The sequence below is a fragment of the Micromonospora sp. NPDC004336 genome, assembly GCF_053602615.1.
The window spans coordinates 28,637-42,891 of the sequence record NZ_JBSGDY010000004.1 but is presented as its reverse complement, the minus strand read 5'-3'; the positions used below and the strand labels follow the sequence as shown (position 1 = coordinate 42,891).

The 14,255-nt window shown below is 73.6% G+C and carries 16 protein-coding genes; 7 read left to right on the top strand and 9 right to left on the bottom strand.

Annotation, left to right across the window (positions count from 1 at the left end):
• Positions 1 to 7 precede the first annotated feature (7 nt).
• The 6 genes from pstA to ACWENR_RS01850 form a co-directional block, all read right to left on the bottom strand.
• Entirely contained in the window at positions 8 to 1,099 is a 1,092-nt protein-coding gene (pstA, locus tag ACWENR_RS01875; RefSeq protein ID WP_452275186.1) for a phosphate ABC transporter permease PstA, read from the bottom strand.
• Positions 1,096 to 2,187 (bottom strand): phosphate ABC transporter permease subunit PstC, encoded by a 1,092-nt coding sequence (pstC, locus tag ACWENR_RS01870; protein WP_452275185.1) that lies wholly within the window; start codon positions 2,185 to 2,187, stop codon positions 1,096 to 1,098. Before pstC ends, pstA begins: the two co-directional genes overlap by 4 nt.
• 55 nt (positions 2,188 to 2,242) lie before the next feature.
• The gene (gene pstS, locus ACWENR_RS01865) at positions 2,243 to 3,346 is read right to left on the bottom strand and encodes a phosphate ABC transporter substrate-binding protein PstS (RefSeq protein ID WP_452275184.1); all 1,104 of its coding nucleotides are present in this window, start codon (positions 3,344 to 3,346) and stop codon (positions 2,243 to 2,245) included.
• A 335-nt stretch (positions 3,347 to 3,681) separates the two neighbouring features.
• Positions 3,682 to 4,608 carry a mycothiol synthase gene (gene mshD / locus ACWENR_RS01860; RefSeq protein ID WP_452275183.1) on the bottom strand — a complete coding sequence of 309 codons (927 nt, stop codon included), beginning with the start codon at positions 4,606 to 4,608 and terminating at the stop codon, positions 3,682 to 3,684.
• Positions 4,609 to 4,700: 92 nt separating this feature from the next.
• Positions 4,701 to 5,621, bottom strand: a complete 921-nt coding sequence (locus tag ACWENR_RS01855) for a polysaccharide deacetylase family protein (protein WP_452275229.1) — start codon at positions 5,619 to 5,621, stop codon at positions 4,701 to 4,703.
• Positions 5,622 to 5,730: 109 nt separating this feature from the next.
• Positions 5,731 to 6,450 (bottom strand): winged helix-turn-helix transcriptional regulator, encoded by a 720-nt coding sequence (locus ACWENR_RS01850; RefSeq protein WP_452275182.1) that lies wholly within the window; start codon positions 6,448 to 6,450, stop codon positions 5,731 to 5,733.
• A 245-nt stretch (positions 6,451 to 6,695) separates the two neighbouring features.
• Here ACWENR_RS01850 and ACWENR_RS01845 point away from each other — a divergent pair, with 245 nt between their 5' ends.
• The 6 genes from ACWENR_RS01845 to ACWENR_RS01820 all read left to right on the top strand — a co-directional run bounded on the left by ACWENR_RS01845 (position 6,696) and on the right by ACWENR_RS01820 (position 11,239).
• Positions 6,696 to 7,757, top strand: a complete 1,062-nt coding sequence (locus ACWENR_RS01845) for a hypothetical protein (protein WP_452275181.1) — start codon at positions 6,696 to 6,698, stop codon at positions 7,755 to 7,757.
• An 81-nt stretch (positions 7,758 to 7,838) separates the two neighbouring features.
• A complete protein-coding gene (locus ACWENR_RS01840) occupies positions 7,839 to 8,627 on the top strand; it encodes an LmeA family phospholipid-binding protein (RefSeq protein ID WP_452275180.1) in 789 nt (262 codons plus the stop codon).
• A 116-nt stretch (positions 8,628 to 8,743) separates the two neighbouring features.
• On the top strand, positions 8,744 to 8,821 hold the full coding sequence (locus ACWENR_RS01835) for an Ms5788A family Cys-rich leader peptide (RefSeq protein WP_311202345.1): 78 nt from the start codon (positions 8,744 to 8,746) through the stop codon (positions 8,819 to 8,821).
• A gap of 209 nt (positions 8,822 to 9,030) precedes the next feature.
• Positions 9,031 to 9,879: a sulfurtransferase gene (locus ACWENR_RS01830; RefSeq protein WP_452275179.1), complete on the top strand. Its 849-nt coding sequence runs from the start codon at positions 9,031 to 9,033 to the stop codon at positions 9,877 to 9,879.
• A gap of 3 nt (positions 9,880 to 9,882) precedes the next feature.
• Positions 9,883 to 10,206, top strand: a complete 324-nt coding sequence (locus ACWENR_RS01825; RefSeq protein ID WP_452275178.1) for a DUF1416 domain-containing protein — start codon at positions 9,883 to 9,885, stop codon at positions 10,204 to 10,206.
• A gap of 175 nt (positions 10,207 to 10,381) precedes the next feature.
• A complete protein-coding gene (locus ACWENR_RS01820) occupies positions 10,382 to 11,239 on the top strand; it encodes a hypothetical protein (RefSeq protein WP_452275177.1) in 858 nt (285 codons plus the stop codon).
• A 9-nt stretch (positions 11,240 to 11,248) separates the two neighbouring features.
• On the opposite strand, the gene ACWENR_RS01815 is transcribed toward ACWENR_RS01820, so the two are convergent.
• The 3 genes from ACWENR_RS01815 to ACWENR_RS01805 are packed head-to-tail and all read right to left on the bottom strand — an operon-like array spanning position 11,249 to position 14,110.
• Positions 11,249 to 13,303, bottom strand: coding sequence for an amylo-alpha-1,6-glucosidase (locus ACWENR_RS01815; protein WP_452275176.1), 2,055 nt, complete (start codon positions 13,301 to 13,303; stop codon positions 11,249 to 11,251).
• On the bottom strand, positions 13,300 to 13,680 hold the full coding sequence (locus ACWENR_RS01810) for an SCP2 sterol-binding domain-containing protein (RefSeq protein ID WP_452275175.1): 381 nt from the start codon (positions 13,678 to 13,680) through the stop codon (positions 13,300 to 13,302). Before ACWENR_RS01810 ends, ACWENR_RS01815 begins: the two co-directional genes overlap by 4 nt.
• Before the next feature lie 55 nt (positions 13,681 to 13,735).
• Positions 13,736 to 14,110 (bottom strand): DsrE family protein, encoded by a 375-nt coding sequence (locus ACWENR_RS01805; RefSeq protein ID WP_452275174.1) that lies wholly within the window; start codon positions 14,108 to 14,110, stop codon positions 13,736 to 13,738.
• Positions 14,111 to 14,122: 12 nt separating this feature from the next.
• Between ACWENR_RS01805 and mtfM the strand changes: the two genes are divergently transcribed.
• Positions 14,123 to 14,227: a small membrane protein MtfM gene (gene mtfM, locus ACWENR_RS01800; RefSeq protein ID WP_036376929.1), complete on the top strand. Its 105-nt coding sequence runs from the start codon at positions 14,123 to 14,125 to the stop codon at positions 14,225 to 14,227.
• The last annotated feature ends 28 nt before the right edge of the window (positions 14,228 to 14,255 follow it).

Below are 14,255 nucleotides of genomic sequence, written 5' to 3'. Positions count from 1 at the left end.
CCGGGGTTCATCGGCCGAGCCGGTTGCGACGGGCCAGCAGCTTCGCCGCGACGGTCAGGATCAGCACGAGGGCGACCAGGGTCAGTGCCGCGGTCCACGCCCGCGCCGGCGCGTACCGGGACGCGTCGCCGGCCTGCTGGTAGACGAAGAGGGCCAGCGACGACTGGTTGTCCTCGAACGGGTTGAAGTTGATCGCCGCGCCGCCGCCGGCGACGAGCAGCACCGGGGCGGTCTCGCCGGCGGCGCGGGCGATGGCGAGCATGACGCCGGTGACGATGCCCGGCAGCGCGGTCGGCAGCACGACCCGCAGGATGGTCTTCCACTTCGGCACGCCGAGGGCGTACGCCCCCTCGCGCAGCGGCGCCGGGACGAGACGCAGCATCTCCTCGGTGGAGCGGACCACGGTGGGCAGCATCAGCACGCTCAGGGCGAGCGCGGCGGCGAAGCCGGAGAAGCTCGGCCGGCCGTCGTTGAACCACGGCGAGACGACCAGCACCCAGAACGCCAGCACGAACAGGCCGGCGACGATCGACGGGACGCCCGTCATCACGTCCACGAAGAACCGGATCGCGAAGGCGAACCGGCCCCGGCCGTACTCGACGACGTAGATCGCGCAGAGGATGCCGAGCGGGACGGTGATCAGGGCGGCGATGCCGACCTGCTGGAGCGTGCCGACGATCGCGTGGTACGCCCCGCCGTTCGGGTCCCGCGCCCCGATGTTGTTCATCGAGGTGAGGAAGAAGTCGCCGTCCAGCCGCTCGGCGCCCTTGCTGACCAGGGTCCAGACCACCGAGGCCAGCGGCAGGACGGCCAGCACGAACGCCGAGTGGATCAGCGCGCTCCAGGTGCGGTTGCGGGCCGACCGGCGCCCCTCGACCCGGTTCGCCGCGACGAAGAGGCCGGCCAGGTAGAGCAGCGCGCCGAGCACCACGACCAGCACCGGGCCGCCGGTTCCGGTGCCGTACACGAGGGCGGCGGCGAGCAGCAGGGCGGCGGCGGCGATGGCGGGTGCGGCGTACCTCGGCAGCCGCCGGGCCTTGAGGGTGGGCGGCTGCGCGGGCGGACGGGTGCCGCGCGACGCGAGGGTGGTGGTGGTCATGCGGCCGACTCCGTGAACTCCCGGCGGCGGTGGATGATCGCCCGCGCCGTGATGTTGACGATCAGCGTGATGGCGAAGAGCACCAGACCCGACGCGATCAGCGCGCCCCGACCGGTGTCGTTCGCCTCGCCGAACGTGTTGGCGATGTTGGCGGCGATGGTGTTACCACCGCTCTCGACCAGGTTGAACGAGATGTCGAAGGTGATGCCGAGGGTCATCGCCAGGGCGATGGTCTCGCCGAGCGCGCGGCCCAGGCCGAGCATCACCGCGGCGACGATGCTGGGGCGGCCGTAGGGCAGCACCGCGGTGCGGATCATCTCCCAGCGGGTGGCGCCGAGGGCGAGGGCGGCCTCCTCGTTGGCGGTCGGGGTCTGCGTGAACACCTCGCGGGAGAGTGAGGTGATGATCGGCAGCACCATGATCGCCAGGACCAGCGCGCCCAGCATGATGGACTTTCCGAACGGGCCGTCGCCGCCGAAGATCGGGATCCACCCGAAGTAGGTGTTCAGCCAGGCGGAGAAGTCGCGGACGGGGTTGATGAAGACGTCCCGCCCCCAGAGGCCGAAGACGACGCTGGGCACCGCCGCCAGCAGGTCGATCAGGAAGCCCAGGGTGGTGCCGAGGCGGCGCGGGGCGTAGTGCGACAGGTAGAGCGCGATCCCCAGGGCCACCGGCACCGCCATCAGCAGGGCCAGGGCGGAGCTGAGCACGGTGCCGAAGGCGAGCGCGCCGATGCCGAACTTCGGCTCCGCGTCGTTGGGGAACCAGCCCTCGAACGTCCAGAAGCTCTCGGTGTTGGCTCCCAGCGCCGGCACGGCCTTGGCGACCAGGAAGACCGCGATCGCGGCGATGATGGCCAGGACGGCGACGCCGGCGGCCAGGGTCAGGCCCCGGAAGGCCCGTTCGGCGCCGAAGGCCCGGGCCCGCGGCAGCGCGCCGCCGCCGCCCAGCCCGGCCCCGCCCGGGGTACGGGTGGGAAGTGGTGCCTCGGCCGGACGCGCCGAGGCACCGACGGGCCGGGCGTGACCTTCGGTCACGCGGGTCCCGCCGGTGCCGGCGTCGGCCGAGCGGTGCGGGGTTTCACCCATCTGCTCGCTCGCTTCGAGTTGAGGTGGTGGTGACGGTGTCGGTGTCTCAGCCGGGTCAGGCGAGGTTCTTGACCGCGGTCTCGACCTTGGCGCGGACCGACTCGGGCAGCGGGGCGTAGCCCAGCTCGGTCAGGTCGGCCTGGCCCTCGGTGCTGGCGGCGTGGCCGAGGAAGCCCTTGACCAGCGGCAGCTTGTCGGCGGGCAGGCCCTTCGAGCAGACGATCTCGTAGGTCACCAGGACGATCGGGTACGCCCCGGCCTCCTTGGTGTTGTAGTCGATCTTCATCTTGAGGTCGTCGCCCCGGCCGACCACCTCGGCGCCGGCGATGGTCTTGCCGGCCGACTCGGCGGTCAGCGCGACGAACTCACCCGCGCCGTTGCCGACCTTGGCGGTCTTCAGGCCGCCGTTCTCGGCGTACGACCACTCGACGTAGCCGATGGTGCCGTCCTGGTTCTTGATGGCGCTGGCCACGCCGTCGGACTTGGCCGCACCGGTGCCGCCCGGGGCCTTCCACTCCTTGGCCTTGCCGAAGGTCCAGTCGGACGCGGCGGTCTTGGTGAGGAAGTCGGTGAAGTTGTCGGTGGTGCCGGAGGAGTCCGAGCGGTGCACCGCGTTGATGGCGGTCGACGGCAGCTTGACGTCGGGGTTGTCGGCCTTGACGGCCGGGTCGTCCCACCTGGTCACCTTGCCGGCGAAGATCTTCGCCAGGGTGGCCGGCTTGAGCTGGAGGTTGTCCACGCCGTTGACGTTGTAGGCGATGGCGACCGGGCCGATCACCATCGGCAGGTTGATGGCCGCGCCGCCGACGCACTTGGCGTCGGCCTTCGGCTGCTCCTCCTCCTTGAGGGCGGAGTCCGAGCCGGCGAAGTCGGCGGTGCCGGCGATGAAGGCCTGGATGCCGGCGCCCGAACCAGACGGCTCGTAGTTGATCTTCGCGCCGGAGCACTTCTGCTGGTACGCCTTGATCCACTCGTCCATGGCGTTCTTCTGCGCCGAGGAACCCTGGGCGTTCAGCGTGCCGGTGGCGCAGTCGGCGGCGACCGAACCGGAGGCGGAGGCGCTGCTCCCGGGCTCGTTGTTGTCCGAGCCGCATGCGCTGAGAGCGAGCGTCGCGGTAAGAGCGAGGCAGGCGAGGGTGCCGTGCCGCTGGAGCTTCACCTGAGGGGTTTCCCTTCACGTCTGACTTCGCACCCGGATTGGGGGCCCGGGGTGCCGGCGCTGACCGGCTGGCCCAAAAGCTAGGAGGGCCAGGTAGCCGGATCGCCGGTCACACGTGAACGCGAGGTGAACAGGTGCGGCAGTGCGGGTGACCGCTCGCTGAGGGTGAGTTGTCCGCTGGGTGAACTCGGATGCCTCTGTCAGAAGTATGGGGATTTTCCCGGTTGGCCGTCATCCCGCCGACACGCGGCCGTCACCCGACGGTGATCGGCCGCCCGGCCGCGCCGTTCCGGGCCCGCCGCGCCGGGCGGCGGACCCGGAACCGGATCGCGCGGTCAGGCCGACTGGTAGTTCACGTGCGCGGACCAGCGGGCGAAGCCGAGCCGCTCGTAGAGGGCCACCGCGGCCGTGTTCGACTCGTCGACGTAGAGCATCACGCGGTCCAGGCCCCGGCGGTCCCGCAGGTACGCCAGGCCGGCCGAGGTCAGCGCCCGGCCCAGCCCGCCGCCGTGCGCCGCCGGGTCCACCCCCAGCACGTAGACCTCGCCGATCCGGGCCGAGCCGGGCCGCTCGTGGACCTTCGTCCAGTGGAAGCCGCGCAGCCGCCCGGTGGCCGCCTCGACGGCGACCAGGAAGCCGTCCGGATCGAACCACGGCTCGGCGAGGCGTACCCGCAGGTCGGCGGGGGACCAGCGGCCCTGCTCCGGGTGCTGGGCGAAGGCCCGCGCGTTGAGCGCCAGCCAGGCGTCGTCGTCCTCGCCCGGCCGGAACGCGCGCAGCGTCACCCCGTCCGGCAGCCGGGGCTCGGGGATCGGCGCGGTCAGCGGCCGGCGCAGCTGCCAGAGCACCCGTGCCCGGCGCAGGCCCAGGTCGACGCCGAGCGCGGCGGCGGACGGGTGGTCGCCGTGCGCCCAGACCCGCAGCGGGCCGGTCGCCGCCGCCAGGACGCCCCGGGCCAGGGCCCGGCCCGTCCCGCGCCGCCGGTACGCCGGATGCACCGCCAGCTCCACCCCCGTCCCGGCGTCGCCGTCGGTGGTGTCCAGGTGGGCGTAGCCGGTCAGGACGCCGTCGGCGGTCCGCGCGCTCAGGTGCACCGCGGCCGCGTCCGGGTCCCGCAGCCGGAGCAGGACGTGCTCGTCGAACGGGTCGGCGCCGTCGGCGTCGCCGGCGGCCCGCGCGAGGGCGAGCACGTCGGCGACCTCCGCGGGGCCGAGTCGGTCGGTCCGGGTCACCTGGGGGCTGGTCGGTTCGGCGCTGCTCATGCCGTCACGGTAGTCCCGTCGACCGCCGGCGACGCTCGTGTCGGCCCGCTCCGCCGGGCGCTGTAGCGGGCGTCACGGTCCCCCGGCGCGCCTCACGTCCCGCCGTCGGGGAGCGCCGCAACCTGGAACCGGCCGGCCAGGCCCGGCAGGATCCGGTACAGCGCGTCCACTGTGCCCTGCCGGTTGCCGCCGGCGTCGTGCAGGAGCACGACCGAGCCGGGCCCGACTCCGGTGAGGACGGTCGCGGCGATCCGCCCGGCGCCCGGCGCCGACCAGTCCGACGGGTCCACCGTCCAGTGCAGCGGCGTCATGCCGAGCTCCCGGGCCACCGACACCACCGAGCCGGTCCACGCCCCGCCGGGCTGGCGATAGTAGGCGATCGGGACCCCGGGCGCGGCCGCGTGGATCGCCTCGCTGGTGCGCAGCAGGTCCGCCCGGATCGCCTCCGGCGACCGCCGCCCGAGGGTGACGTCGTGGTTCCAGCTGTGGTTGCACAGGGTGTGCCCGTCGGCCACGATCGCCCGGATCAGGTCGGGGTGGTTCTGCGCGTTCTCGCCCACCACGCAGAACGTGGCCCGGACGTGGTGCTCGCGGAGCGCGGTGAGCACCTGCGGCGTGTACTGCGGATCCGGGCCGTCGTCGAACGTCAGCGCGACGAGCGAGGTGCCGCTGGTGGTCTGGGTGCCGAACGGGCCGTCGGCCCCGGTGGCGCCGGGCGCCTCGCTCGGCTCGGCGCCGCCGTCCTGTCCGGCCTCGGCCGGCGCGGAGGTGTGCTCCCCGCCCGGCGTGCGTCGGGGCAGGTCATCGGCCGGCGGCTGGTCGGCGTAGTGCGGGCCGGTGGCGCTCGTCGTCACGCTCCCGGCGGGCGGGTCGGGCACCAGGCTGCGCCCGAGCGCGTACGCCGTGCCGAGCAGTGCGGTCACCACCAGGACGACGAGGCCGACGGTGCGCGCGGCGGAGGGCCCCCGCGCCAGTGCCCCCGACCGTGCCGAACCGCCGCCCCCGTGGTCGATGCGCACGCCGCCGCCTCCCTCTCTGCCCGGCAAACCCGGCAGTCAGAATAGAGCCGGCAAGACGAGCAAAAAGGGCATATGGGGAATAGGGCCCGGAACGGATGCGGGGTCAGGCCGGCAGCGGGACGTGCTCGGCGTCCGGCAGCGACCGTGACGGCGGCACGACGAACTTGTAGCCCACCTGCCGCACCGTGCCGATCATGGACTCGTACTCGGAGCCGAGCTTCGCCCGCAGCCGCCGGACGTGCACGTCGACCGTGCGGGTGCCGCCGAAGTAGTCGTAGCCCCAGACCTCGCGCAGGAGCTGGTCCCGGGTGAACACCCGGCCGGGGTGCTGGGCCAGGAACTTCAGCAGCTCGAACTCCTTGTAGGTCAGGTCGAGCGGCCGACCCTTGAGCTTGGCGGCGTACGTGTCCGGGTCGATGGTCAGCTCGCCGGCGCGGATCGAGCCCCCGGCGCCGGAGGTCGCGTTGCTCAGTCGGCCGACCGCCAGCCGCAGCCGGGCCTCCACCTCGGCCGGGCCGGCGGCGGCGAGGATGACGTCGTCGACGCCCCAGTCCGCGTTGAGCGCGATGAGACCCGCCTCGGTGACCACCGCGACCAGCGGCACCCCGAGCCCCGTGGCGTGCAGCATCCGGCAGGTGGCCCGGGCCTCGCTCAGCTCGGAGCGGGCGTCGACCAGCACCGCGTCCGGACTGGGGCCGGCGACCAGGGTGCGGACGTCGCGCGGCGCGGTGCGGACCGAGTGCGGCAGCAGGTCGAGCGCCGGCAGCACAGCGGACGGCTCGCCTGCGCGCGCGGTAACCAGCAGCAGGATCTCCACGATCACCTCCGTCCCGGCGGCCGTCGGCCGCGCGCGACCAGCGCGCCCCCGCGTGGGATGTGGCGCTGAGAAACTTGCGTGGGTCCCGGCGTCGCTGACGGGCGGGTAACGGCTTGAGCGTAACGGATGGCCCCGGCTTCACCTCCGCGTCGTTTCCTGTTTGCCCGACTTGCCCGTGAACGCGCCGCAGGTTTTAACGTTGCCGAAACCGTGACCTCCGCGCCGGCCGGCCGGTCTGGCACGATCGGGGCGTGTTTCCCTCCAGCTCGCCCGAGACCGGCCGCGACCCGTGGCCCGACGGGCCCCACCCGGGCCCGGCGGAGCCGTCCCGCGGCCAGCCGCCGGCGCCGCGCAGCGGGCCGGCCACCGACGACGACGGCGGCCGCCGGGAGCGCGGCGGGCCGCGTCGGGCCCGCCGTGGCGGCGAGCCGCCGCGCCGGCCCGACGACGAGGCGGACGCCGAGCCGGACGAGGAGGAGATCGAGCCCGTCGAGGTGCGGCGCCAGCTCGCGCTCTCCGTCGCCGGGTTCGCGCTCCTGCTCGGGGTCGGCCTGGTGCTCGGGGCGCAGACCTCCGGCCCGGGCCACCGGCTGCCGTTCGCGGGCATCATCCTCGGCGTGCAACTGCTCTTCGTGCTGGCCTGGACGATGGCCATGCGGCCGCCCGCGCTGCTGCTGGTCGCCCTGGTCAGCGCGGCGGCCGCGGTGGCGGCCGACGTCGCCGCCGTGCAGACGGGCATCGCCGGCCTGGCGCCGCTGGGCTACGTCGCGGCGGGCGGCTTCCTCCTCGGGGTGCTCGGCCAGCTCGTCCGCCGGGTCGACCGCGTGCGGGTGACCGACTCGCTGGGCGGCACCCTGCTGATCGTGGTGGGCGTCGTCGCCTTCGCCACCCTGATCACGCTCAGCCGGATCCCGGCCGGCACCCAGGCCATCACCGTCTGCCTCACCGCCAGCGGGGTCGCGCTCACCGTCGCCCGGCTCACCGACGCGGTGGCGCCGTGGCCGCGGCTGGCACCGCAGGTGCCCCGGGGCGCGGCCGGCGTGGTCGGCGGCGCGATGGTCGGCACGCTGGTCAGCGCCGTCCTCGGCAGCTACCTGGTGACGCCCTTCACGCCGACGAAGGCCGCGATCATCGGGCTGGTCGCGGCGGTCGCCGCCGTGCTTGCCGACCTCGCCGTGGGGTACGCCGAGGCGGGCCGCCTGATGGCGGGGGAGCTGCCGACGATGTGGGTCGCCCGGCACATGCAGGGGCCGCTCGGCGGCTTCGCCCTCGCCGCGCCGGCCGCGTACGCCATGTGCAAGCTCGTTCTCTGACCCGGCGGTTGAGCTTTTCCCCGTTCGGGTACCACCGGGAGGCCGCGGTGCGGCACTCGGGCACTCACGACAGGAGGCGGCGTGGCGCAGGATCACACGTACGAGGAGCGGCCCCGTCGACGCGGGCGCAAGGTGCTCGTCACCCTCGTCGTACTGCTCCTCGTGCTGGGCGGCCTGATCGTGGTGGCCGACCGGGTCGCGGCCGGCGTGGCCGAGCGGGCCATCGCCGACCAGATCCGGCAGGAGATCGCCAAGCAGGGGGCGCAGTCCTCGGCGCCGCAGGTCGAGGTCGGCGGCTTCCCGTTCCTGACCCAGGTGCTCGACGGCCGCTACGAGCGCATCACCATCGGGCTGCGGGACGTGCAGGGCCCGGTGCAGGGCGACGTCGTCGCGCTGCCGAAGCTCGACGTGGACGCCCGCAACGTCCGTGCCTCGCTGGACACGATCCGCTCCGGACAGGGCGACGTGGTCGCCGAGACCGTCGACGGCACCGGCACCATCAGCTACGACAGCCTCGCCAAGCTGCTCGACCGCCCGGGGCTGACCCTCGGCGAGCAGGGCGGCCGGCTCGCCGTCACCGCCCCGGTCGACATCCTCGGCCAGCGGCTCACCGTGACCGGCACCGCCGACATCACGGTCGGCGACCAGGGGCAGGTGGCGCTGCGCTTCAACGACCTGAACGCCGAGGGCCTGCCCAACCTGCCGCTGGCCCGGACGCTGCTCAACAACTACGCCAAGAGCATCTCGATCGACGTGCCCCTGCCGGAGCTGCCGTTCCAGCTCGCCGTGCGGGAGGTCCGGCCGCTGCCCGAGGGGCTGGCCGTGACCGCGGACGCGAAGAACGTGCCGATCAACTCCGCCATGGGCTGAGGCCCGCCGGCACCCCGCCGACCGCGCCGCCGGCGCCCCGCCGACCGCGCCGCCGGTGTCCCGGATGCTGGTCGGCCGGATGGCGTACCCCGGCGTGGCTGGTAGGCTCCCTGCCCATGGGGACGCTCCTCACCAAACGGCGCGCGGTCGACCTGTGCCGCGTGGCCACCTGCCTGTGTCGCCCCGTCATCTGACGGCGGGGCTGTCCTCGGCTGCCTGACGCAGCCAGTGGCACTCAGGGTCCGCGTACCCCCGGTGCTCTCCCACCGAACGCCCGGCAGCGGCGCCGTCGCACGAACCCGTGATCCGTTTCCTCGCTATGGGTCCCGCGCGTGGTGCGACAACCATCTTCAGCGTTCTCCGCGCGCAGGCTCACCATCCATCCTCACCAGGGAGTGATCTGATGAGTCGCGACACCGCACTCGTCTCGGCCGAGTGGGCCGAGAAGAACATCGACGCCCCGGGCGTCGTCTTCGTCGAGGTCGACGAGGACACCTCGGCCTACGACACCGGCCACATCGCCGGCGCGATCAAGCTCGACTGGAGGACCGACCTCCAGGACCCGGTGCGCCGGGACTTCGTCAACAAGGCCCAGTTCGAGGCGCTGCTCTCCGAGCGCGGCATCGCCAACGACGACACCGTCATCCTCTACGGCGGCAACAACAACTGGTTCGCCGCGTACGCGTACTGGTACTTCAAGCTCTACGGCCACGGCGACGTCAAGCTGCTCGACGGCGGCCGCAAGAAGTGGGAGCTGGACGCCCGCCCGCTGGTGACCGACGCGGTGGCCCGCCCGAAGACCCAGTACGTCGCGCAGGAGCCGGACACCTCCATCCGGGCCTTCCGCGACGAGGTCGTGGCCGCGATCGGCACCAAGAACCTGGTCGACGTGCGCAGCCCCGACGAGTTCGCCGGCCGGCTGCTCGCCCCCGCCCACCTCCCCCAGGAGCAGGCGCAGCGGGCCGGGCACATCCCCACCGCCATCAGCGTGCCGTGGTCGAAGGCGGCCAACGAGGACGGCACCTTCAAGTCCGACGACGAGCTGCGCAGGATCTACGCCGACGCCGGCCTCGACGACAGCCGCGAGACCATCGCCTACTGCCGGATCGGCGAGCGCTCCTCGCACACCTGGTTCGTGCTCCAGGAGCTGCTCGGGCACCGCAACGTGAAGAACTACGACGGTTCCTGGACCGAGTACGGCTCGCTCGTCGGCGTGCCGGTCGCGCTCGGCGACGAGCCCGGGGAGGCCTGAGCCATGACCGCACCCACCGCTGCCGGCTGCGCCGCCCCCGACCAGTCCGCCCCGCTGCCCGCGAGCCTGGACCTGGAGAAGGAGACCGTGATCACCGGTGTCGTCCGGTCCGCCGCGGGCGAGGCCGTTCCGGGCGCGTACGTCCGGCTGCTCGACTCGACCGGTGAGTTCACCGCCGAGGTGGTGACCTCGCCGGCCGGCCAGTTCCGGTTCTTCGCCGCGCCGGGCGAGTGGACCCTGCGGGCGCTCTCCCGGCACGGCAACGGCGACACCGCCGTGACCGCCGCCCGGGGCGTCAACGAGGTGGCCGTCACGGTCGCCTCCTGACCCGCGCTCCGACCGGCCCGTGGCCCGCCCCTCCCCGGAGGGCGCGGGCCACGGCCGTGTCCGGGCGGTCGTCACCGGAGGGCGCGGGCCACGGCCGTGTCCGGGCGGTCGTCACCGGAGGGCGCGGGCCACGGCCGTGTCCGGGCGGTCGTCACCGGCGTGACACGATGGCCCCGTGAACGGTGTCGTAGCGGCGGGGCAGGCCCCGTCGACCGGTCCCGACCGGCCGGCGTCCCGGCGGCGGTGGCTGCCCTGGCTGCTCGCCGCCACCGTGGCGTGGGCCGTGCTGCTGGCGGCGCTCACCTGGACGTCGGTGCGGGACGACCCGCCGACTGTGCGGGAGCAGCGCACCCTGTCCGAGGCCGGCCCGGTCGTCGACCGCGCCGTCGGCGAGTTGGTCAGGGCGGCCGGAGACACCGCCGTGCTGACCCCGCCCGAGGTCGAGCGGGGTTGTCGCGTCACCCCGTTCGCCGACGGCGCCGTCCTGACCCGGGGCGTGGCCGTCTTCGTCCCCGTCGGCCTGGAGCGCAGGCTGCTGGAGCGGGTCGCCGACCGGCTTCCCGGGAGCTGGCGGGCCGGCGTCCGGGCGACCTCCGACGACGGCCCCAGGCTGCGCGCCGACGCGGGCGAGTTCGTCACCGTCTCCGGGGGCGTCGAGGCGGACGGCCTCGTCCGGCTCACCGTCGACACGGGCTGCCGGCCGGTCGGCGACGGCTACGCCACGCCGGCGCTCGGCGCGGACGGCGCGGAGACCGAGGCCCTGGCCGGGGCGCTGCGGGCGCTCGGCGGCCCGCCGGCGACGACCCCGGAGCTGCTCGTCGCCCCCTGCCCCACCGGCGGCACCGCGCGCACCGCCCGTGCCGCCGGCGTCGCGGCCCCGGCGTCGCCGGCCGCCGCGCTCGCCGAGGTCGCCCGCGTCCCGATGCTGGACACCGCGCAGGCGTACGCCTACCGGCGCGGCGGCGCCATGGTCGTCGCCGACCTCTCGGGCGACCTGGTCGTCGTCTCGGTCAACACCGGCTGCCCCGGCTGACCCGAGCCGTCAGCGGTGCGGGTGGTCGTGCGGGGTGCGACTGCGCCCCAGGGCGTCGACGTGGCCCCAGCGGCCCGGGATGTCCAGCAGCTCCACCCGCCCCATCCCCTCCGGCACGGCCGGATCGATGATCAGGTGCTCGCCCTGCGGCTCCAGCCCCAGCATCACCCGGAGCAGCAGCAGCGGCGTCCCCGCCGACCACGCCTGCGGGCTGCACGCGGTCGGATACTCCACCGGATACTCGGTGAGGTCGCGCTCGTAGCCGGCGAAGGCCTCCGGCAGCCGCCCGTCGAAGAACCGCGACGCGGCCAGCATCGCCTCGCAGATCTGGCCGGCCTCCCGGCGGAACCCGTAGCGCCACAGGCCCCAGGCGATCAGTGAGTTGTCGAACGGCCACACGGTCCCCACGTGGTAGCCGACCGGGTTGTACCGCCCCTGGTCGTCGGCGAGCGTCCGGACCCCCCAGCCGGAGAAGAGCCGGGGGCCGAGCAGGTGCTCGGCGATCCGTCCGGCCCGCGACTCGTCGACGATGCCGCTCCAGAGCAGGTGCCCGATGTTCGAGCTGAGCGCGTCCACGTGCCGGCCGTCGGCGTCGAGGGCCAGCGCGTAGTACTCGCCCTCCGGGATCCAGAAGTCCCGGTTGAACCGCATCTTCAGCTCGGCCGCCTCCCGCTCCAGCCGCTCGGCGTACGCGGGGTCGCCCCAGAACGTCCGGGCCAGCCGCGCGCCGCGGATCTTCGCGTCGTACGCGTACCCCTGGAGTTCGCAGGTGGCGCGGGGAAACCCCGGCAGGCGCCCGTCGCGGAACGAGATAGCGTCCCAGGAGTCCTTCCAGCACTGGTTCTGCAGCCCGCTGTCGGGATTGCGGGTCCGATACCAGAGGTATCCGGTGCCCAGCAGGTCGCCGTACGTGTCGATCCAGGCGAGCGCGGCGCGGGCGTGCGCCTCCAGTTGCCGTACCAGCCGGGCGTCGCCGGTCCACCGCTCGTACTCGTCGAGCAGGATGACGAACAGCGGGGTGGAGTCGGCCGACCCGTAGTACGGCGAGTGGGGCTGCTCCTCGAAGCCCGCCGTCTCGCCGTAGCGCAGCTCGTGCAGGATCTTTCCCGGCTCCTCGTCGCGGAAGTCGTCGATCCGGTGCCCCTGGAGGCCGGCCAGCATCATGATGGTCGCCGGGATCAGCTCCGGCAGGAACGGCACCACCTGGAGCGAGGTGATGATGCTGTCCCGGCCGAAGAGGGTCATGAACCACGGCAGGCCGGCGGCCATCAGGCGCACGCCGAGGGCGATCGACTCGTAGCGCAGCGCCGCCAGGTCGTTCAGGCTCTGCCGGTACGCCCCGGCCAGCGGCTCGCAGTCGCAGCCGAGCTTCGGCGCCCGCTCGATCAGCTCGTCCTGGTCGCGGCGGATCGCGGTCGGGCTGCGACTGCCACCGTAGAGCGGCAGGTTGGCCCGGATGTCCTCGCCGCGCGCCCCGTAGACGACGGTCGACACGCGCAGCCGGGTCGTCCACTCGCTGTGCGGGCCGACCCGGATCCGGAAGGTCATCCCGGCGATCCCGATGTCGGCGGGGGCGCTGGTGCTGATCACGGTCTCCCGGTGGAAGCCCTCGCGGCGGTAGGTGAGGCGCAGGTCGCTGTCGCCGGTGGTGGCGACGGTGCGGCCCTTCTTCCGCCGGACGTGCTTGATCTCGAACACGTCCGCGAAGTCGGCCCCCATGTCGAGGCGGACGGTGAACTCCATCTCCTTCCCGGAGTGGTTGAGCAGGGTCAGTTCCTCCTGGAAGCTGCCGCCGATGGCGCGACTGCGGATCACCGAGACCTTCGCGTCGAGGTAGTGGGTCGGTTCGCCGGGGACCAGGAAGAACCGGGTGCGGTAGGACTCCGCGTCGTCGACGGAGAGGGCGTGCAGCCGTTCGCCGTCGACGGTCAGGATCCAGGTGGAGAGGAACCGGGTGTCGAACGAGAAGAGCCCGGTCGGGAAGTCGAGGGACGGCTCGATGTCCCCGTGCCGGTCGCTGACCAGGAAGGTGTTGCCGTCCAGGATGCTGACCAGGTCCTTCACCGCAGCCGCCCGGCCTGCTCGCGGGCGACCGCGCGGGGGTCCCGGGTGCCGGGCGGTTCGGGGAAGAACCGCCGGAAGGCCAGGAGGAGCCCGACGTCGCCGCTGAAGCTGCTCTCGTTGCGCAGCACCGACGAGATCGCCTGGGCCTGCCCGGTCACGAGCCGGTCGAACAGCTCCTCGCTGGTGTACCAGATCGCGTCGGCGGGCCCCCGCTGGCGGCTCACCTCGATCGTCCCCGGCGCCAGCCGGACCACCCAGTGCAGCGTCTGGTTGCCGCGGGCGAGGTCGATCTGCATCGTCCCGCTCACCGGACTGTGGAGCACGTCCGGGGCGCGCGCCGGCAGTGATTCGAAGAACCGCTCCGTCGCCTCGGTCACATCCGAATCGTAGGCATTAGCCCGAGTTGTCGGGCCGGTATCGGGGCGGCGGTCGTCAGTAGACCAGCGCCTGGGCGCCCTCGGCCATCGCCTCCTCGACGAAGACCGCCGCGCCGGCGATGCGCACCCCCGGCAGCACGTCGTCCGGGCCGATGTCCCGCCGGGCGGCGCACTGGGTGCAGGCGGTCACCGTGCCGGTGGTGAGGATCACGTGCAGCAGCTCGGCCAGCGGCGCCGAGTGCGGCAGCTCGAACTCCTGCGCCCGGCCCGGCAGCGCGAACCAGGTCGACTCCCCGGTGAGCCAGAGCGACACGTGCACGCCGGCGGCGGCCGCGGTGGCGGCGACGGTGAAGGCCTGGGCGCAGCGCTCGGGGGAGTCGCCCCCGGCGGTGGCCTTGACGACGAGAGTGCGGGCCATGGGGCCCAGCATAGGATGGTCGCGATGGTTACCGAGATCGGGTTCGTCAGCCTGCTGGTCGCCGGCCTGGGCGCGCTCGCCGGTGGCCTGGTCTACCTGGCCGTACGCATGTCGAGAGGACGCTGGTGAGCGCGAGGAGTGTGCCGGGTCTGCGAGC

Excerpts from the sequence above, each read along its gene's own strand:
- mtfM (WP_036376929.1), top strand. The coding sequence starts at position 14,123 with ATGGTTACCGAGATCGGGTTCGTCAGCCTGCTGGTCGCCGGCCTGGGC.
- ACWENR_RS01825 (WP_452275178.1), top strand. The coding sequence starts at position 9,883 with ATGACCGCACCCACCGCTGCCGGCTGCGCCGCCCCCGACCAGTCCGCC.
- pstC (WP_452275185.1), bottom strand. The coding sequence starts at position 2,187 with ATGGGTGAAACCCCGCACCGCTCGGCCGACGCCGGCACCGGCGGGACC.
- pstA (WP_452275186.1), bottom strand. The coding sequence starts at position 1,099 with ATGACCACCACCACCCTCGCGTCGCGCGGCACCCGTCCGCCCGCGCAG.
- ACWENR_RS01805 (WP_452275174.1), bottom strand. The coding sequence starts at position 14,110 with ATGCTGGGCCCCATGGCCCGCACTCTCGTCGTCAAGGCCACCGCCGGG.
- mshD (WP_452275183.1), bottom strand. The coding sequence starts at position 4,608 with ATGAGCAGCGCCGAACCGACCAGCCCCCAGGTGACCCGGACCGACCGA.
- ACWENR_RS01830 (WP_452275179.1), top strand. The coding sequence starts at position 9,031 with ATGAGTCGCGACACCGCACTCGTCTCGGCCGAGTGGGCCGAGAAGAAC.
- ACWENR_RS01835 (WP_311202345.1), top strand. The coding sequence starts at position 8,744 with ATGGGGACGCTCCTCACCAAACGGCGCGCGGTCGACCTGTGCCGCGTG.